This window comes from Candidatus Blastococcus massiliensis AP3 (genome assembly GCF_000582785.1).
In the GTDB taxonomy this organism is placed as follows: Bacteria; Actinomycetota; Actinomycetes; order Mycobacteriales; family Geodermatophilaceae; genus Blastococcus; species Blastococcus massiliensis.
The window spans coordinates 1,161,866-1,179,004 of record NZ_HG931174.1; the positions used below are offsets into that span (position 1 = coordinate 1,161,866).

The following is a 17,139-nucleotide window of genomic DNA, read 5'->3' on the forward strand; positions in this document are numbered from 1 at the left end:
GTCACCCGGGGTCAGGCCTGCCCGACGGGCTCGGGGTCGCGAGCGGCCTCCGGCGGCGGCGAGCGACGCTCCGGTGCGGGCACGGGGCTGACGCCGTCGGCCCACCGCTCGCCGGTCTGCAGCCCCCAGAACAGGGCGAACAGCCCGATGAGGCTGAACTCGGCGGTGAGCACCCAGTACGCCCACTCGTTCGCCCACAGGACGACGTGCAGCACGGCGTCGGCCAGCATCACCAGCGCCACCAGGGTGTACCGGTTCACCCGGAACGGCGGCTGACCGCGGACGAGGTTCCGCTGGACCGCGTTCAGGCAGACGTTGAGGAAGATGAATCCGAACATCGAGAACGCGGCGAGGTCGTGGGCGTTGGCGTCGAACCAGGCCCGCTGGCCGGCGAACGCGTAGGTGCCCAGCGCCAGGGCCCCGAGGGCGAGCCCGAACCCGATCAGGTCCATCGGCGACGGCTTCTGCGGAGGGTCCTCCCGGGTGCCGGTGAACCCCAGCGCCGCCGCCGCGGCGAGGGCGATCCAGGACACGACCAGGAGCGCGGTGACGTTGTTCGTGATGTTGACCGTCCGGTTCGCCGTGTCGGTCAGCACCGAGCCGCAGCCCCCCGTGCTGGGCGTGGGCACCAGCGCGACCACCGGGGCGCAGATGCCGGCGAGGTTGAGCAGCACGTCCTCGCCATCGCTCGCCCCGCGCAGGCAGATCAGGCAGACGCCGATGGTCACCAGCGCTCCGACGAAGAAGCCCTGCACCGGCGTGTAGTAGTAGGCACTGATCGACGTCTGCCAGCAGCGCTCGACCTCGAAGCGCTCGTAGAGCACGGCGCACGCCAACCCGATGGCCAGCCCGATGAGCGCGAGCCGTAGGTAGCGCCAGGTGGTGACGGCCGCGCGACCGCGGTCGCGGGGCTTGTCGAGTCCGCGGCCGACGCCGGCCCCCACGAAGTCCATGGCCATGGCCACCGCCCCCGTTCCCCCACGGCTGGTGGCGATGGTCGACCCGGGGAGCGCAGGTGGGCAAGGGGTCGCTGCGCGGCTCAGTTCCCGATCAGCCCGGCCTCGTGGGCGAGGATCGCCGCCCGCGTGCGGTTGGCCAGCTCCAGCTTGGTGAGCAGCCGGGAGACGTAGGTCTTCACGGTCGCCTCGCTCACGAACAGTCGCTTCCCGAGCTCGGCGTTGGACCCGCCGGTCCCCAACAGCGCCAGCACCTCGCGCTCGCGATCGGACAAGGCCTCCACCTTGCGCAACGCCGCGGCGCGGCGCGGCGCCGCCCGGCGGTCGACGTAGGAGTCGATGAGCTGCGCGGTCACCCGGGGCGAGAGCGTGGCGGTGCCGTCCGCGACCGCCCGGACCGCGGCGGCGATCTGCCGGGGCGGGGTGTCCTTGAGCAGGAAACCGGCGGCGCCCGCGGCGAGCGCCCCGTACACGTACTCGTCGACGTGGAACGTGGTGAGGACGGCGACCTGCGGCGGGCGCGGTGCGGCCAGGATCCGCTCGGTCGCGGTCAGCCCGTCCATCCCCGGCATGCGGATGTCGATGAGGACGACGTCGGGGGCCAGCTCCCCGGCCGCACGCACGCCGTCGGCGCCGTTGCCCGCCTCGCCGACCACCTCGAAACCGCCCGCCGACTCCAGCACGGTCCGCAGCCCGAACCGCACGAGCTCCTCGTCGTCCACCAGCAGCACCCGGATCTGTGCGCCGTGTTCGCTGCCGCGGGCCGCTCCGCTCCTCGCTCGTTCCTCGCTGCGATGCTCACGGCCCTGTCCGCTCATTCGGGCAGCACCGCCTCGACGCAGAACCCGCCGTCCAGCCGGTGCTGGGCGGTGAAGCGGCCGTCGAGGGTGCGCACCCGCTCGGCCAACCCCACGAGCCCGTAGCCCTCACCGGACGTTCCCGCGGGAACGCCCTCGACCGGCCCGCTGACCACGCGGACGGCCAGCCGGTCCGCCGTCCGCTCGACGGTGACCGTCACCGGGGCGCCGGGGGCGTGCTTGCCGGCATTGGTCAGCGCTTCCTGGGCGATCCGGTAGGCGGCCCGCCCGACGGCGGCGTCGACGCCGGCGTGCTCGGGCAGCTCCAGCCGTACGTGCATCCCGGCCTCGCGGGCGTGCTCCACCAGCCGGGGCAGGTCCTCGAGACCGGGCTGCGGGCCCAGTGGTGCGTCCTCGTCGACGTCGCCGGCGCGCAGCACCCCGACCATCTCGCGCAGCTCGTCCAGCGCCCGCCGCCCGGCGGTCTGCACGTGCCCGGCCAGCTGCTCCACCCGGCCGGGGTCCCGCGCCGCCATCTCGATCGCGCCGGCCTGCAGCACCATGAGGCTCACCCGGTGCCCGACGGCGTCGTGCATCTCGCGGGCGATGCGGGTCCGCTCGGTGCGGACGGCGTCGCGCGCCAGCAGCTCCCGCTCGGCCTCCGCCGTCTCCGCGCGCTCCTGCAGGGCGGCGAGCAGCTCGGCGCGGGTGCGCTGCCAGACGCCGAGCGCGCCGGGGAGCAGGACCAGCAGGGCGGCGGTGCCGACGGCGCCGACGACACCGTTCGAGCTGTCCACGTCCCAGGGCCGGGCGCCGGCCACGCCGGCCAGCGCGCCTGAGACCGCGAGGGTGCGCCACGACGGGACGTATCGCGCGACGGCGTAGGCCGCGACCAGCAGCCCGGTGGCGATGCCGACCGCGGCGAGCGCGGCGCTGAGGGCGAACGGCACCAGCGGGGCGCGCCGGCGGAGAACCAGCAGGAGCAGTCCGAGGACGACGCAGACGAAGACGAGCCCGAGCGAGCCCATTGGCCCGGGGTCGAGCGCGGCGACCTCGAAGGCGGCCACGGCCGCGCTGCTGACCGCCAGATGCACCTCGAGCCAGATCGAGCGCCCGGACAGCCCCGGCCACAGGCGCTCGCGGATGGTCACGCACCGGAGCGTATTTCGGCCCGGGCCCGCTGTGGGGCGCCCGGAAGGCGGGCTCTCGCGTCAACTTTCGGATGACGGCGCCCCGCCGTCCGGAGAGGCGAGACGGCTGCTCGCGGCCGACGCGGAGAGCGCCGCCTCCTCGGCAGATTCGTCGTCGTCACTCGACGAGCTGCGGAGGCTCCCATGATCACGGTCAGCGGACTGACCAAGAGGTACGGCGACCGGACGGTCGTCGACGACGTCTCGTTCACCCTCGAGCCGGGCACCGTCACGGGTTTCCTGGGCCCGAACGGCGCTGGCAAGACGACGACGATGCGGATGATGACCGGCCTCGTGCCGCCGTCGGCCGGATCGGCGACCGTGGACGGGCGGCCCTACCGGGACCTGCCCAACCCGGGCGCCGTCGTCGGCACGCTGCTCGACGCCGGCGCCGTGCACCCCGGACGCGCCGGACTCACCCACCTGCGACTGCTGGCCGCCGCCATCGGCGTGCCGGCGTCGCGGGTCGACGATGTACTGGCGCAGGTGGGCCTGGCCGACGCCGGCCGCCGCCGGGTGGGCGGCTACTCCCTCGGCATGCGGCAGCGACTCGGCATCGCCGGCGCGCTGCTGGCCGATCCGCCGGTGCTGATGTTCGACGAGCCGGTCAACGGCCTGGACCCCGAGGGCATGCGCTGGATGCGCGACCTCCTCCGCGGGCATGCGGCGCGCGGCGGCACGGTGCTGCTCTCCTCCCACCTGCTGGGCGAGGTCGAGCACACCGTCGACCGCCTGCTGGTGATCGGCGGCGGGCGGATCGTGGCGGACGGCTCGGTGGCCTCGCTGCTGGGTGCCGACGGCGTGGCCGTGAAGGCCGCCGACCCGGCGGCCTTCACCGCGGCCCTCCGCGCGGCCGGGTTCCACGTGGAACCGGGGGACGACGGCGCGCTCGTCGTCCCGGGCGCCGAGGCCGTGGCCGTCGGCGCCGTGGCCGCCGAGGGCGGTCACCTCCTGCTCGACCTGCGCCCGGTGCGGCGCGGTCTCGAGGACCTGTTCTTCCAGCTCACCGCTTCCGAAGGAAACCTCTCGTGACCACCACCCTGATCCCCCTGGTCCCCGACAGCTCCGTCGAGGTGCGCCGGACCGGTCCGTCACGGACCACGCTGATCGGCCTGGAGATGCGCAAGTCGCTGTCGCACCGCTCGGGCAAGGCGTTCGCGCTGTCGGCTGCCCTGCTCGGCCCGATCGGCGTCGCGCTGGCTGCCACGGACGCCACGTTCGGCTGGGTCGCGGGCCCGATCGGCATGGTCGGCTCGATGACCGGGCTGGTGCTGGTGGCGCTCGGCGTGGTGTCGACGGCGGGGGAGTGGACCCACCGGACGGTCCAGACGACGTTCCTGCTGGTCCCTGACCGGGGGAGGGTGCTGGTGGCGAAGTCGGTGGCCGTCGCGGTCCTGGGCGCCGCCCTCGCGGCGGTCGCCGCGGTGCTGTCGCTGGCGATCGTCGCCGCCGTGGGGGCGGACGGGCTGAGCTGGGACGGCGCCGGCCAGGCGATGGCGACCGCTGTCGGCACCGGGGCGGCGTTCTCGGTGATCGGCGCGGGGGTGGGCGCGGCCATGGCGAACACGCCGGCCGCGCTGACGACGCTCTACCTGCTGATCATGGGCGTGCTGCCGATGGTCCGGATGTGGAACCCGGAGCTCGGCGAGTGGCTCGACCCGGCCCACGCGACGATGCTGCTGGCGCAGGGGGAGGCCGAGACCCGCTCGCTCGTGGCCATCGGTGGCTGGATGGCCGTCGCCTCCGCCGCAGGCTGGATCCTCACCTCCCGCCGCGCGGTGCAGTGATCCGGCGGGACGAGATCACCACGCGCTCAGGGTCGCCCCGAGATCGATCGCGGCCACCCTGAGCGCGTCATGATCTCCGTTCCTGTGGATCAGGAGGCCTGCGCGCGCTCCACGTGCGCGCGCACCGAGGCCAGGAACGCCGTCGGGTCGTCGGCGAAGAGGGCGATCCGGTGCAGGGTCGCCGCGCCTTCGGGCAGGCGGACCTCAACCGGGCGGTCGAGCACCACGTCGATGGTGGTCTGGTCGTGCATCCAGAGGTGCAGCACGTCGTCGCCGTCGTCGTTCCTGGCCAGCCGGGGCGCCTTCTCCTCCCGGTTGCCGGTTCGGCGGGTGACCGAGTCGATCGCGTCCCACGGGACGTCGACGTCGACGTCGGTGCTGTAGCGGACCCGGATGCCCTGGGGGCCGACGGCGTGCGGGCGCGTCACCATGCCGGCGAGCAGCCCGAACATCCAGGTGAGCCCCCAGACGCCGACGACGAGCAGCGGGATCCGGACAGCCGGCCACCGGTGGACCAGGAAGTCCACGACGACCAGCTCGATCGCCGAGATGACGATGAAGGCGATGATCACCGGCAGCACGACCCGGTGGTAGGTGAACGCGGTCGCCCCCTCGGGGACCCGCGGGCGGCGGAGCAGGAAGCGGTAGAGGCTCTGCCAGACCCCGATCTCCAGCTCGACCGCGCGCCGGGCCAGGTGGGCGATCCGCTCGCCGGCCGTCCGGCTCCGGGACGTCGGGGCGGTCACGCCGGATCCATCAGCTCGTGCAGCCGTGCGGTCACGGCATCCAGGTCGGCACGGAAGCGCTCGAGTCCGGCGGCGTCGAAGTCCGAGACCAGGTGTGCGGCGATGCGCCGGCGCTGGTCCTCCATCTCGGTCACCGCCCGGGTGCCCTGCTCGGTGAGGGTCACGAGGGTGGCGCGCCGGTCGGTCGGGTGTGGTGACCGCCGGACGAATCCGCCGGTCTCCAGCGCGTCGACCAACCCGGTGACGTTGCGCGCGCTCACCTGCAGCGCCCGGGCCAGCGCCTGCTGCGTCGTCGGCCCGGAGTGGTGGGCCGCCCAGAGGAGGTGCGTGCGGGCAGCGGTCAGCCCGGCCGGCTCCAGCTCCCGCGCCATGTCCTCCTGGATGAGCATGGCGATCTCGAGCAGCCGGTCGAAGACGGGGACGCCTCGTTCCATACCGTGAAGGTACTGCATGATGCGGTGACTTCACCACATGGGAGCGGCGTCAGCCGGCGGCCTCGATCAGCTGCGCCATGCGCTCCTGCTCGCCGAGGACGTCGCCGATGCGGGTCTGCACCTCGTCGAGCCGGCCGATGATCTCGCCGGTCGTGTGGATCCCGGCCGCGACGGCCTTGCTCGACGTCTGGATGCCGGCGATCCGGTCCGACACCCGCTGCGTCGCCTTCGCCGTCTCCCGGGCCAGGTCCGTGACCTCGCTGCCCCGCCGGGCCGCCGCGCGGATCAGGTCGTGGGGCGGTCCCCGTCGCGGGACGACGTCGCCGGACCGATCTCCGCTCCGTGCACGTGCCCGAAGGTCGAGCCCGCCTCCGGGTGCGGCCCCTCGCGCAGCAGCGAGGCCTTCATCTCCGCCGGCGCGAGCACCCGCGCGACGTGCCAGCCGACCACCGCGACGATCGTGCCCAGCGCGATCCCTCCGAGGGAGAAGTCATCGGTGATCTGCAGGAGCGGGGCGTCGTTGCCCGAGTTCCCGACGGCGATCACGATCCCGGCGGCGAGCGGCACGAGGTTGATCGGGTTGGCGAAGTCGACCCGGTTCTCCTTCCAGATCTTCGCGCCGAGCAGGCCGATCATCCCGTAGAGGACGACGGTGATCCCGCCGAGGACGCCACCGGGGATGACGTTGATCAGCGCGCCGAACTTCGGCACGAGCCCCAGGGCGATCGCCACGAGCGCGGCCACGTAGTAGGCCGCCGTCGAGTACACGCGCGTCGCCGCCATGACGCCGATGTTCTCCGCGTACGTGGTGGTGGGGGATCCGCCGACCGAGGTGGCGAGGACGGTCGCCGCCCCGTCCGCGAAGACCGCCCGGCCGATCATCGGGTCGAGGTCCCGGCGGGTCATCTCGGCGACCGCCTTCACGTGCCCGGCGTTCTCCGCGACGAGCGCGATCACCGCGGGCATGACCAGCAGTGCGAAGTTCGCCGAGAAGGACGGGGCGGTGAACTCCGGCAGGCCGAACCAGGGGGCGTCGCGGACGGCGTCGAAGTTGACGCGGTCGTGGGCGAACGGCGTCGCCACGCAGTACGGACCCTCCGCGTCACACGGGTTGCCGTCCGCGTCGAGCAGGTTCTGGCCGGGCAGCGCCGAGGTGTGCTGCCCGGCGGTGAGGTCGAGCAGGACCGAGAGCAGGTAGCCGAAGACCAGACCGAGCAGGATCGAGATCCGGGCGAGGAAGCCGCGCAGCAGCAGCGAGGCGACGATGACGAACGACATGGTCGCCAGCGCCACCCACTGGTCCTGCAACCAGTACGTCGCCGTCGCGACGGGGGCGAGGTTGAAGCCGATGAGCATGACCACCGCGCCGGTCACCGCCGGGGGCAGCACCTTGTTCACGACGCGGACTCCGGCCCAGTGGATGACCAGACCGGCCAGGGCCAGGACGACGCCGGAGACCAGCAGGGCGCCGAGGACGTCGGCGTCCGAGCCGCCAGCGGCACGCACGGCGACGACGCCACCGACGAACGAGGCCGAGCTACCCAGGTAGCTGGGCACCTTCCCCTGCACGATCAGCAGGAAGACGATCGTCGCGACGCCGCTCATCATGATCGCGAGGTTGGCGTCCAGGCCCATGAGCAGCGGGAAGACGAACGTCGCGCCGAACATGGCGACGACGTGCTGCGCGCCGATCCCCACCGTGCGCGGCCACGAGAGCCGTTCGTCCGGTGCGACCGCCTCGCCCAGGGGCGGGGTCTTCCCGTCGCCGTAGAGCTTCCAGCCGAACGCCATCGATGCCTCCTGGACCTGCACGGACGCCCGTGATCGGGCGACGCGCATCGTCGCACCACCGCGGGTCAGGACCCCGCGGTGGTCCTCAGCTGCTGCGTGTCCGCGTGGCGACGCGGTGCTGCCAGGCCACGAGCGCCGGCGTGCCGAGCAGCTCGAGTGCGGTGGCCCCGACCAGTGCCGGGTGCGGCCGGCCGGTCCGGCGCCAGGCCAGCAGCCGGACCACACCGCCGGCGAAGAGGGCAGCCGAGACACCGCGCAGCAGCCCGCCCTTGCGCTCGACCTGCGGCACGGCCGACCAGATCAGCGGAGCGGCTGCCGCGTAGATGGCGTGCGAGTAGCGGTACTCGCTCTCCACGTTCGGCGACACCGCCTCCGCTGGACCCGGCAGTGAGGCGGGGCCGAGCAGCGCGCCGGCGAGGCCGGACGCCAGGGGGATGGCCGCGAGACCGGCCAGGGTGATCTGCAGGCCGCGTCGGCCGCCGTCGGAGGAGGTCACCGGGGGACCGTCGCACAGCCCGGGCCCGCCGACCAGCGACCGGTCCGTCGTGGTCAGTCCAGTGCGCAGGTGAGCAGGCCGCGGACGGCCCGCGCGAACTCCGCGCGCCCGGTCAAGGGCTCGGGGAAGGCGACCCGGACGTCGTAGCCGCCGCGCGGGCACTCCACCCGGAAGCGGACGCCGAACCGGTCCAGGCCGAGCAGGCGGACGTCGTCCCGGCGACCGGCCCACGCCTGTACCCGGCCGCGCAGCCTGGCCAGCGCGTCCCACTCCGCCGTCAGCAGGTCGGCCTCCGCGGCGGTGACCGGATCGGGCCCGGCGGCCACGAAGTCCTCGGGCTCGACGTGGTCGACGGCGTGCGACTCGTGCAGGACGACATCGGCGACGTCCAGCCGCAGGAGCGTGGCGGTGAGCCCGACGTCGAAGAGCGCGTCGCACGGACACGCCTCGGCGAAGGCGAGCACCCCGTCCGGTACGTCCTCGGCCGGCACGGCCGCGAGCCAGCCGGCGATCTCCACCAGCGCCCGGATCGGCTGCCGCAGCGCCGACGGCGCCCGGTCGGTCACCGTCAGCCGCGCCGGCAGGTCGCCGACCGGTGAGTCGCGGAGCGCCTGGGGGAGCGGGCCCGAGGTCGGGACGACCACGAAGGTGCGGCCGTCCGCCGTCGTCGTCGCGGCGAGGGCCGGCGTCGTGCCCGAGCCGAGCACGTGCAGCGCCGCACGGGGACGGGCGGCAACCGTGCGCGCCCGCTCGGCCGGCGACGGCTGTCCTCCCGCGGCGGCCGGAGCCGTGACCGGGGCGGGAGTGCCGGCGGGGAACTTGCGCGGCGTGCGTCCTGCCGTCATGGGACCACCCTCGAAGCTCTCGGGAACGTGAGTAAGGTGAGCCTAACCAAACAGGAGGTCCGGTGAACACGCCCCGTCCCAAGATCCGCATCAGCCGCGCCCTCGGCATCGCGCTGACTCCCAAGGCCGTCGCCTACTTCGAGCGGCGCCCCTACCCGCCCGGCGAGCACGGCCGGAAGCGCCGCAAGGACAGCGACTACTCCACGCGGCTCAAGGAGAAGCAGCGGCTGCGGGCGCAGTACGACATCAGCGAGACCCAGCTGCGGGCGGCGTTCGACCGGGCGAAGCGCACCGGCGGCAAGACCGGCGAGGCACTGATCCAGGACCTCGAGTCGCGGCTGGACGCCACCGTCCTGCGGGCCGGCTTCGCCCGCACCATCTACCAGGCGCGCCAGTTCGTCACCCACCAGCACGTGCTGGTCAACGGCAAGCGGGTGGACCGCCCGTCCTACCGGCTCCGGCCCGGCGACTTCGTCCAGGTCGCGGAGAAGTCGCGCGGCAAGGAGCCATTCGTCGTCGCCGCGTCCGGCGCCCACGCCGAGCCCCCGGGGTACCTCGAGGTCCGGCTGGCCGACCTGGTGGCGCGCGTCGAACGCATCCCCAGCCGCGAGGAGGTCCCGGTGATCTGCGAGGAGCAGCTGGTCGTGGAGTACTACTCGCGCTGACCCACCGGCGCCGGCACCCGTACGGCCAGGAGAGCGACGTCGTCCTCCGTGCCTCCGCCGAGCTCGTTGAGCAGCCCGTCGCAGAGCTCGTCGAGCGGCTCGCGCCCCCGCTGCCGCAGCTGGCCGACGAGCCAGTCGGTGCCCTCGTCGAGGTCCCACTCGCGTCGCTCGACGAGCCCGTCGGTGTAGAAGAGAACCGTGTCGCCCGGGTGCAGGCTCAGCTCGTGGTCCAGGCGCACGCTCGACGGAGCGATGCCCAGCAGCGGCTCCGGGGACCGGGCCAGCAGCTCGGGGGTGCCGTCGCTGCGCACCAGCAACGGCGCGGGGTGACCGGCGTTCGACCACCGCAAGGTCACCGCTCCCTCGCCGCCGTGCACCGCGGCGACGACCACGGTGATCAGCGTCGGCACCCCGAGGTCGGTCAGCACCCGGTCGAGCCCGGTGAGGACCGCAGCGGGCGACGGCGGGCCGGTCCCCGCGATGCCGCGGAGCATGCCCCGCGCCTCGGCCATCGTCGCTGCCGCCTCGGCGTCGTGGCCGGCGACGTCCCCGATCACCAGCACGGTGCCGCCGTCAGGGAGGCAGAAGCCGTCGTACCAGTCCCCGCCCACCTGCGCGTGGCGGCTGGCAGGGACGTAGCGCGCTGCCGAGTGAAGGGTGGGCAAGGTCGGTGGCGGGCCGAGCAGGTGCCGCTGCAGCGTGCGGGCGGTGTCGAGCACGGCCCGGGCGGCCGCGGCCTCCTCGCCGAGTCGGGCAACCTCCGCCTCCCGGCGCATCCGCAGCGTGCACGCGACGAGGGCGGCGAGGGTCCCGGCCGCGATGCCAATCAGCCGGATCGTCTGCGCCGCGAGTTGATTGCCGGTGTAGAGCTCGTCGTAGACGCCGAGCAGCGCGGCCAGGATCAGCGCCAGCACCCCGTAGGCCAGCGTGGCTCGCCTGCCCAGCGCGGTGGCGGCGACCAGCGGCGCGATGACGACGAGGGTGAGGACGATGCGGTCACGTCCCAGGCCCAGGTCGAGGGCGGTGACGACGACCAGGACGCCGAGCGGCAGCATGCGCTGGGCGCGATCCGACCTGCCCACTCGGTCCCCCTTCCGAAGGCGCGGTCGCATCCGGACCCGGGTGCACCGTAGATCAGCGCCGCCCGTCAGGAGATGCGGCGGCCGTCGGACGTGCCGTGAGGTCGACGACGTCCGGCGGTCACGGTCACCGTCGCTCCCGTGTCGATCGAGCGACTCCAGTTTCTTTTGGGACAGGAGTTGAGGTTGGGCCGCCGATGCCGAAAACGGCTCCGTCAAGGATGACGGCGCAGTCATCGCGGACGGATGAGAAGCATCCGGACGGGCCTGGGCCACCGAGAGAACGGACACCCCTCATGCGCAAGTCGCGCATTCTGCTCGCCGGCGCCGCGGTCGCCGCTGCCGCCGTCGCCACCTCCGCCTTCACGGCCAGCAACACCGTCCCCGACAGCGTCGCCGGCTACGGCCAGGGTGACGTCACCGGCGCCACGGCGACGGCGATCAACTACGTCGCCAACCCCGCTGACGGCACGATCCTCGACGCCGTGGTGTTCACGCTGACCACCGACGTCACGAACGCCACCTCCACCATGACGCTGAAGACCGTCAACGCGCCCTCGGCACTCAACGACGCGAACGACGGCACGCCGCTGTCCCCCGTCTACGACTGCACCCCCACGGGGCCCGCGTGGGACAACGTCTCCATGCAGATCACCTGCGCCACCGCCGGGGGCAGCCTCCCCACCCGCTACTTCCAGGACTTCAACGCCGTCGGCCTGACGGTGGTGTCCTAGTAGTTCGGACAGGGCGGGGCGGCCGGGCAGGCCGCCCCGCCCGACCCGTTCCTGCGCCCGCCATGAACGCCGCAGCCAGAGCCGCGAGCACCAGCGCCGTCATCGCGCTGGCGCTGGCGGCTGCCTGGTTCTTCTGGCCGGTGCAGCTCGGTGGCGCGACGACCTACGTCAGCACGTACGGGATCAGCATGGAACCCGGCTTCTCGACGGGTGACCTCGCCGTGCTCCGCCCCGCCGACTCCTACGAGGTCGGCGACGTGGTGGCCTACCACTCGGAGATCCTCGACACGAAGGTCATGCACCGGATCGTCGACGTGGACGGCGACCGGTTCGTGCTGCAGGGCGACAACAACGACTGGCTCGACGAGGACCGCCCGACCGCCGACGAACTCCTCGGCAAGCTGTTCCGCCAGGTGCCCCAGGGCGGCAGGATGCTCGACGCGATCACGTCGCCGTGGTCGCTGGGGCTGATCGCCGCCGTCGTCCTCGGCCTGTTCGGCACGAGCGACACCGTGCGCCGCGCGCGCGGCCGCCGCCGGGGCCGGCACGCGCCCCGCCGGACGAGCCCCGTGGCCGCCGTCTCCTTCTCGATGCCCACCCGTGCGCAGGCGCGCCAGGTGGCGATCGTCTCCGGCGCGGTCGCGCTGCTGGCCGCCGTGGCCGGCGCCGCGCTGCTGGCCCTGCCGACGACGACGACCGAGACCCGCACCCTGCAGGTCGCCCAGGAGGGCCGGTTCGCCTACACGGGCACCGCGGCCCCGGGGACGACGTACCCGACCGGCGCCATCGCGACCGGTGACCCGATCTACACCCGGCTCGTCGACGACCTGGCCGTCTCCTTCGAGCAGGTGGTCAGCGCGCCGGGTCTCGACGCCGTCGAGGGCGTCGTGCGTCTCGACCTCTCCGTCGCCACGGCGGACGGGTGGAGCGCTCCGCTCGGCGACAGCCCCGCCGTCGCGGTCGAGGACGGCGCCGCCACCGCCACCGTCCCGATCGACCCCGACCTCGCCCGCGCCGCCGTCGACCGGCACAACGCCGAGATCGGTGGCAGCGCCGGGACGGCGACCATCATCGTCACGCCGGTCGTCGAGATCACCGGCGTCGTCCAGGGCGCGGCGTTCACCGCCGAGGAGGTGCCGGCGCTGACGTTCGCCATGGACCCCACCGCGCTGCGTCCACCCACCTCCGAGTCCACCTTCGAGCCGAACGCGCAGGTCGCCGTCCCCGTCGACGAGGTCGTGGCCCGCTCGTTCACGCTGCTCGGCATCGACCTGCCGATCGACGCGGCCCGGCTCATCGTCCTCGCCGTCCTCGTGGTGGCCGCCGTCGTCACCGCCGCCACCGGGTGGATCGGTCGTCCCCGCTCCGGCGACGCGGCCGACGAGTTCGCCGTCCGCAACGCCGCGCGCATCCTGCCGGTGGCGGGCCTGAGCACGGGGCCCCATGTCGTCGACGTCTCGGATGCCGACGCCCTGCGCCGGGTGGCCGAGCGGTTCGACGGTCTGGTGCTGCACCACGCCGGTCCCGAGGGCCAGACGTTCGCCGTCCAGGACGCCGAGACGACCTACCGCTTCGTCTTCCCTGACACGGCCGTCACCCGGACCCCGCCGCCTCCGCCGCCCGCGGTCCGGCCGGCGCCCGCGCCGGCGACCATGCCGCTGCCCCGCGTGGCCTGACCGTCGCCGCTCAGCGCCGCCAGAAGTCGAAGCGGTCGCGCCCGGGGCGGAACCCCGCAGCCTCCACGACGTCGACGGCGAGGTCGAACTTCTGGCCCACCGCCGACGGGGTGTGGGCGTCGCTGCCGAAGCTGACCGCCTCGCCACCCTCCTCGTGGAACCAGCGCATCTGGTCGGCCGAGGCGAGCGGGCTGGTGGTGTTGATCTCCAGCGCCCGCCCGGAGCCGGCCAGCGCGCGGAAGACCGCCCGGTACTCCTCCTCGTAGTCCTTCTCCACGTACCGGTGCGAGCCGCCCGGCCAGTAGCGCCGGGGGAAGTCGGCGTGCGCCAGCACCTGGAAGACGTCGCTGCCCTCGATCATCCGCACCATCTCGCTGAGGTAGCGCCGCATGGTGGCGTCGGCGTCCGTCTGCAGCAGCCGGCCGACGCCGACCAGCCGGCCCCAGTCGTCGAGGGAGTGCAACGAGCCGAGGATCCGGTCGACGGGGGCACCGCGCAGGTGCGTGGCGATGCTCGCGGCGAACAGGTGCGGCTCGCCGGCCTCCACGCCCGAGAGGATCCGCAGCTCGGGGAACCGGTCGCGTACCTCGGCGAGCTCGGCGAAGTACCCCTCGACGTCGATGGGCAGCTGCTGGGCCGGGAACCGGTCGGTCAGCCCGCGCTCGGTCGCCAGGTCCTCGGCCTGCCAGACGGTGAAGTCCAGGTGCTCGGTGAACGCGATCGCCGGGATGCCCTGCGCGATCGCCTGCTCGCACGCGCGCCGCATGGTCGAGGCATCCGCGGTGTCCCACGACCAGTGCGTGTGCACGTGGTTGTCCGGCGGTCGCTGCCCGTGGTGTGCCATCGCCTGTGGATTCTCCACCGTCGCCCACAGGTCGCGCTCGGCGGTCCGTCCTGTCACCGGGGGTGCCTACTGTCGGGGCATGACCACCGCGGCGCCGACGTCCGAGACCGCCAGCCTGGTCCACGCAGAGGCGCTGGCCGTGCTCCGCGAGCTGACCGGCCGGCCCGACGCCGTCTTCCGCGAGGGGCAGGACGCCGCGGTCTCCGCGCTCGTCGAACGCTCCCAGCGGGCCCTGGTCGTGCAGCGGACCGGATGGGGCAAGTCGGCGGTCTACTTCGTCTCCACGGCCCTGCTCCGGCGCCGCGGCAAGGGCCCGACCCTGCTCGTCTCGCCGCTGCTCGCGCTCATGCGCGACCAGGTGGCGGCCGCGGCCCGTGCCGGCATCCGGGCCGTCGAGATCTCCAGCGCCAACATGACCGAGTGGGACGACATCGCGGCCCGCCTGGCCGCCGACGACGTCGACGTCCTGCTCGTCTCGCCCGAACGGCTCACCAATCCGCGCTTCCGCGAGGAACAGCTGCCCGGTCTGGTCGCGCGGTGCGGCCTGGTGGTCGTGGACGAGGCGCACTGCGTCTCCGACTGGGGCCACGACTTCCGGCCCGACTACCGCCGCATCCGCGACCTGCTCGGCACGCTTCCTGCCGGCACGCCGGTGCTGGCCACCACCGCCACCGCCAACGAGCGGGTGGTGGACGACGTCGCCGAGCAGCTCGGCGCCGGCGGGGTCGAGGTGACCACCGTCCGGGGCCCGCTCTCGCGCGACTCGCTGCGGCTGGGCGTGCTCCGGCTCCCGTCGGACCGCGCGCGCCTGGCCTGGCTGGCCGCCCGCATCGGCGACCTGCCGGGCAGCGGCATCGTCTACACGCTCACGGTGGCCGCCGCGGAGGAGACGGCGAACCTGCTGCGCGACGCCGGCCACGAGGTCCGCTCCTACACCGGCCGGCTGGACGACGCCGACCGCAAGGACGCCGAGGAGGCGCTGCGCAACAACGAGGTGAAGGCGCTGGTCGCCACCTCGGCGCTCGGCATGGGCTTCGACAAGCCCGACCTCGGGTTCGTCGTCCACCTGGGGGCGCCGTCGTCCCCGGTCAGCTACTACCAGCAGGTCGGCCGCGCCGGCCGCGCCGTCGAGCACGCCGACGTGCTGCTCCTCCCGGGCCCCGAGGACATCGCGATCTGGCAGTGGTTCGCCACCTCCTCCATGCCGCGTGAGGACCACGCCGCCGCGGTGCTCACCGCCATGGCCGACGGCAAGGCGTGGTCGGTGGCCCGGCTGGAGACGGTCGCCGACGTGCGCCGGTCCCGCCTGGAGCTGCTGCTCAAGGTCCTGGCCGTCGACGGCGCGGTGGAGCGGGTGCAGGGCGGCTGGCGCTCCACCGGGCAGCCCTGGGTCTACGACGCCGACCGCTACGCCCGGGTGACGCGGACCCGCGAGGCCGAGCAGCGGGCGATGCTCGCCTACGCCAAGCCGGTCGACGAAGCCGAGTGCCGGATGGCCTTCCTGCAGTCCGCGCTGGACGACCCGACGGCGGCTCCCTGCGGACGGTGCGACGTCTGCGCCGGCCCCTGGTACTCCACCGACGTGCCGGAGGCCGCCGCCGAGGCGGCGTCCGCTGCGCTCGACCGGCCCGGCGTGGAGCTGGCACCTCGTGCCCAGTGGCCCACCGGCGCGGACCGGCTCGGCGTCGACGTGAAGGGAAAGATCGCGCCAGGGGAGCAGCTCGAGCCCGGCCGGGCCGTCGCCCGGCTCACCGACCTCGGCTGGGGCCAGCGGCTGCGCACCCTCCTCGGGGACGACGGCGTGGGCGGCGTGGTCGATCTGGAGGCGCCCGGCATCGAGGAGGACCCGGACGCCGCGTTCGACGTCCCCGTGCAGCGCTCGTTCTCCGACCTGCCACCCGATGACGACCTCCTCCGCGCGTGCGCGCGCGTGCTGGCGGCCTGGGACTGGTCGCAGCGGCCTGTAGCCGTGGTCGCCGTGCCCTCGCGACGGCGCCCCCGGCTGGTGACCGGGGTGGCGCAGGGGCTGGCGAGGATGGGTCGTCTGGACTTCCTGGGCGAGCTCTCGCTGGCGCACGGCGGCCCGACGGGGCAGCCGGGCGGGAACAGCGCCTTCAGGCTGGCCGGCGTCTGGGACCGGATCGTCGTGGGCCCCGAGCTGCAGGAGCGCCTGGCCTCGGTGGCGGGGCCGGTGCTGCTGGTCGACGACCTGGCCGACTCGCGCTGGACCATGACGGTGGCCGGCCGTGAGCTGCGCCGGGCCGGTGCCCCGGCCGTCCTCCCCTTCGCGCTCGCGCTCACCGCCTGAACGGCCTATCCACAGCTTTTCGCACACATGTGCGAAAAGTCGGAGTAGCGTGCCGGCATGCAGCTCGCGCAGCAGCCCTCGATGTGGGACGTCGCCGACGAGGCGACGCTCACGCCCCTCGCCGGCCGCGTGGAACGGCACCACCTCAGCGCCGGCGCGTGGGTGGATCACCTGCCCGGCTGGATCACCGGCTCCGGCGAGGTGCTCGAGGTCCTGCTCGGCGACATCGGCTGGCGCGAGGACAGGCGTCAGATGTACGAGCGCGAGGTCGCCGTCCCGAGACTGCTGCGGTGGTACGGCGCCGGCGAGACCCTGCCGCACCCGCTGCTGACCGAAGCGCGCGCGGAGCTCGACGAGTACTACCGCCCCGAGCTCGGAGAGCCCTTCGTCAGCGCCGGGATGTGCCTGTATCGGGGCGGCCGGGACAGCGTCGCCTGGCACGGTGACCGGATCGGCCGCGGCCGCTCCGGCGACACCATGGTCGCCATCGTCTCGTTCGGCTCCCCCCGGCCCTTGCTGCTCCGTCCCGCTTCCGGCGGCAGCAGCCTGCGCTTCCCCTTGGGCCACGGGGACCTCGTCGTCATGGGCGGCTCGTGCCAGCGCACCTGGGAGCACTGCATCCCCAAGACGACCAAGCCGGTCGGGCCTCGCGTGAGCGTCCAGTTCCGTCCGCGCGGCGTCGCATAGCCCGCCGGCCCCGCACGGAAGAGCCAGGTGGCCGGCCGGGTCGAACCCCTCGTGCGGCCGCCCGCGAGGCCCCCCGCCGACCCCCCTGCAGACCCCCTCGAAGG

General features: G+C 73.9%; 18 protein-coding genes. 7 read left to right on the forward strand and 11 right to left on the reverse strand.

All coding sequences use genetic code 11. The annotated features are described in order from the left end of the window. Positions 1 to 11: 11 nt before the first annotated feature. From BN344_RS14070 to BN344_RS19135, 3 genes are all read right to left on the reverse strand, one after another. Entirely contained in the window at positions 12 to 959 is a 948-nt protein-coding gene (locus BN344_RS14070) for a hypothetical protein (protein ID WP_155858879.1), read from the reverse strand. Between the two features lie 80 nt (positions 960 to 1,039). Then, complete coding sequence (locus BN344_RS14075; RefSeq protein WP_231486818.1) at positions 1,040 to 1,678, reverse strand: response regulator transcription factor; 639 nt, start codon at positions 1,676 to 1,678, stop codon at positions 1,040 to 1,042. 92 nt (positions 1,679 to 1,770) lie between these two features. Then, positions 1,771 to 2,904, reverse strand: a complete 1,134-nt coding sequence (locus BN344_RS19135; protein ID WP_051515883.1) for a sensor histidine kinase — start codon at positions 2,902 to 2,904, stop codon at positions 1,771 to 1,773. A gap of 183 nt (positions 2,905 to 3,087) precedes the next feature. Between BN344_RS19135 and BN344_RS14085 the strand changes: the two genes are divergently transcribed. Further along, complete coding sequence (locus BN344_RS14085) at positions 3,088 to 3,975, forward strand: ABC transporter ATP-binding protein (RefSeq protein WP_040338960.1); 888 nt, start codon at positions 3,088 to 3,090, stop codon at positions 3,973 to 3,975. Next, positions 3,972 to 4,730: a hypothetical protein gene (locus BN344_RS14090; RefSeq protein ID WP_040338961.1), complete on the forward strand. Its 759-nt coding sequence runs from the start codon at positions 3,972 to 3,974 to the stop codon at positions 4,728 to 4,730. Before BN344_RS14085 ends, BN344_RS14090 begins: the two co-directional genes overlap by 4 nt. A gap of 89 nt (positions 4,731 to 4,819) precedes the next feature. Here BN344_RS14090 and BN344_RS14095 read toward each other — a convergent pair whose 3' ends face one another. The 6 genes from BN344_RS14095 to BN344_RS14115 form a co-directional block, all read right to left on the reverse strand. Further along, positions 4,820 to 5,476, reverse strand: coding sequence for a hypothetical protein (locus tag BN344_RS14095; RefSeq protein ID WP_051515884.1), 657 nt, complete (start codon positions 5,474 to 5,476; stop codon positions 4,820 to 4,822). After that, a complete protein-coding gene (locus BN344_RS14100) occupies positions 5,473 to 5,910 on the reverse strand; it encodes a MarR family winged helix-turn-helix transcriptional regulator (protein WP_040338962.1) in 438 nt (145 codons plus the stop codon). Before BN344_RS14100 ends, BN344_RS14095 begins: the two co-directional genes overlap by 4 nt. 49 nt (positions 5,911 to 5,959) lie before the next feature. Continuing rightward, positions 5,960 to 6,124, reverse strand: coding sequence for a hypothetical protein (locus tag BN344_RS19620; RefSeq protein WP_231486822.1), 165 nt, complete (start codon positions 6,122 to 6,124; stop codon positions 5,960 to 5,962). Positions 6,125 to 6,195: 71 nt separating this feature from the next. Then, entirely contained in the window at positions 6,196 to 7,701 is a 1,506-nt protein-coding gene (locus BN344_RS14105; RefSeq protein ID WP_051515953.1) for a uracil-xanthine permease family protein, read from the reverse strand. Between the two features lie 85 nt (positions 7,702 to 7,786). After that, positions 7,787 to 8,197 (reverse strand): DUF4345 domain-containing protein, encoded by a 411-nt coding sequence (locus BN344_RS14110; RefSeq protein WP_051515885.1) that lies wholly within the window; start codon positions 8,195 to 8,197, stop codon positions 7,787 to 7,789. A 53-nt stretch (positions 8,198 to 8,250) separates the two neighbouring features. Further along, entirely contained in the window at positions 8,251 to 9,042 is a 792-nt protein-coding gene (locus BN344_RS14115) for a hypothetical protein (RefSeq protein WP_051515886.1), read from the reverse strand. A gap of 62 nt (positions 9,043 to 9,104) precedes the next feature. Here BN344_RS14115 and rpsD point away from each other — a divergent pair, with 62 nt between their 5' ends. Next, the gene (gene rpsD, locus BN344_RS14120; RefSeq protein WP_040338963.1) at positions 9,105 to 9,707 is read left to right on the forward strand and encodes a 30S ribosomal protein S4; all 603 of its coding nucleotides are present in this window, start codon (positions 9,105 to 9,107) and stop codon (positions 9,705 to 9,707) included. Here rpsD and BN344_RS14125 read toward each other — a convergent pair. After that, the gene (locus BN344_RS14125) at positions 9,695 to 10,789 is read right to left on the reverse strand and encodes a PP2C family protein-serine/threonine phosphatase (protein WP_231486824.1); all 1,095 of its coding nucleotides are present in this window, start codon (positions 10,787 to 10,789) and stop codon (positions 9,695 to 9,697) included. The genes rpsD and BN344_RS14125 overlap by 13 nt on opposite strands. Before the next feature lie 293 nt (positions 10,790 to 11,082). Here BN344_RS14125 and BN344_RS14130 point away from each other — a divergent pair, with 293 nt between their 5' ends. Both BN344_RS14130 and BN344_RS19140 read left to right on the forward strand, forming a co-directional pair. Continuing rightward, positions 11,083 to 11,520 carry a hypothetical protein gene (locus BN344_RS14130; protein WP_040338964.1) on the forward strand — a complete coding sequence of 146 codons (438 nt, stop codon included), beginning with the start codon at positions 11,083 to 11,085 and terminating at the stop codon, positions 11,518 to 11,520. A 62-nt stretch (positions 11,521 to 11,582) separates the two neighbouring features. Further along, positions 11,583 to 13,196 carry a signal peptidase I gene (locus BN344_RS19140; protein ID WP_051515887.1) on the forward strand — a complete coding sequence of 538 codons (1,614 nt, stop codon included), beginning with the start codon at positions 11,583 to 11,585 and terminating at the stop codon, positions 13,194 to 13,196. A gap of 10 nt (positions 13,197 to 13,206) precedes the next feature. Here the strand turns inward: BN344_RS19140 and BN344_RS14140 are convergent, their stop codons facing one another. After that, entirely contained in the window at positions 13,207 to 14,097 is an 891-nt protein-coding gene (locus BN344_RS14140; protein ID WP_231486827.1) for a PHP domain-containing protein, read from the reverse strand. Between the two features lie 22 nt (positions 14,098 to 14,119). Between BN344_RS14140 and BN344_RS14145 the strand changes: the two genes are divergently transcribed. Both BN344_RS14145 and BN344_RS14150 read left to right on the forward strand, forming a co-directional pair. Further along, on the forward strand, positions 14,120 to 16,348 hold the full coding sequence (locus tag BN344_RS14145) for a RecQ family ATP-dependent DNA helicase (protein ID WP_040338966.1): 2,229 nt from the start codon (positions 14,120 to 14,122) through the stop codon (positions 16,346 to 16,348). A 57-nt stretch (positions 16,349 to 16,405) separates the two neighbouring features. Beyond that, on the forward strand, positions 16,406 to 17,035 hold the full coding sequence (locus tag BN344_RS14150; RefSeq protein WP_040338967.1) for an alpha-ketoglutarate-dependent dioxygenase AlkB: 630 nt from the start codon (positions 16,406 to 16,408) through the stop codon (positions 17,033 to 17,035). Positions 17,036 to 17,139: the final 104 nt, after the last annotated feature.

What these genes read in the sequence shown, in the direction of transcription:
- BN344_RS14070 (WP_155858879.1), bottom strand. Translation starts at nt 959, where the DNA reads ATGGCCATGGACTTCGTGGGGGCCGGCGTCGGCCGCGGACTCGACAAG.
- BN344_RS14085 (WP_040338960.1), top strand. Translation starts at nt 3,088, where the DNA reads ATGATCACGGTCAGCGGACTGACCAAGAGGTACGGCGACCGGACGGTC.
- BN344_RS14100 (WP_040338962.1), bottom strand. Translation starts at nt 5,910, where the DNA reads ATGGAACGAGGCGTCCCCGTCTTCGACCGGCTGCTCGAGATCGCCATG.
- BN344_RS14105 (WP_051515953.1), bottom strand. Translation starts at nt 7,701, where the DNA reads ATGGCGTTCGGCTGGAAGCTCTACGGCGACGGGAAGACCCCGCCCCTG.
- BN344_RS14115 (WP_051515886.1), bottom strand. Translation starts at nt 9,042, where the DNA reads ATGACGGCAGGACGCACGCCGCGCAAGTTCCCCGCCGGCACTCCCGCC.
- BN344_RS14130 (WP_040338964.1), top strand. Translation starts at nt 11,083, where the DNA reads ATGCGCAAGTCGCGCATTCTGCTCGCCGGCGCCGCGGTCGCCGCTGCC.
- BN344_RS19140 (WP_051515887.1), top strand. Translation starts at nt 11,583, where the DNA reads ATGAACGCCGCAGCCAGAGCCGCGAGCACCAGCGCCGTCATCGCGCTG.
- BN344_RS14145 (WP_040338966.1), top strand. Translation starts at nt 14,120, where the DNA reads ATGACCACCGCGGCGCCGACGTCCGAGACCGCCAGCCTGGTCCACGCA.
- BN344_RS14150 (WP_040338967.1), top strand. Translation starts at nt 16,406, where the DNA reads ATGCAGCTCGCGCAGCAGCCCTCGATGTGGGACGTCGCCGACGAGGCG.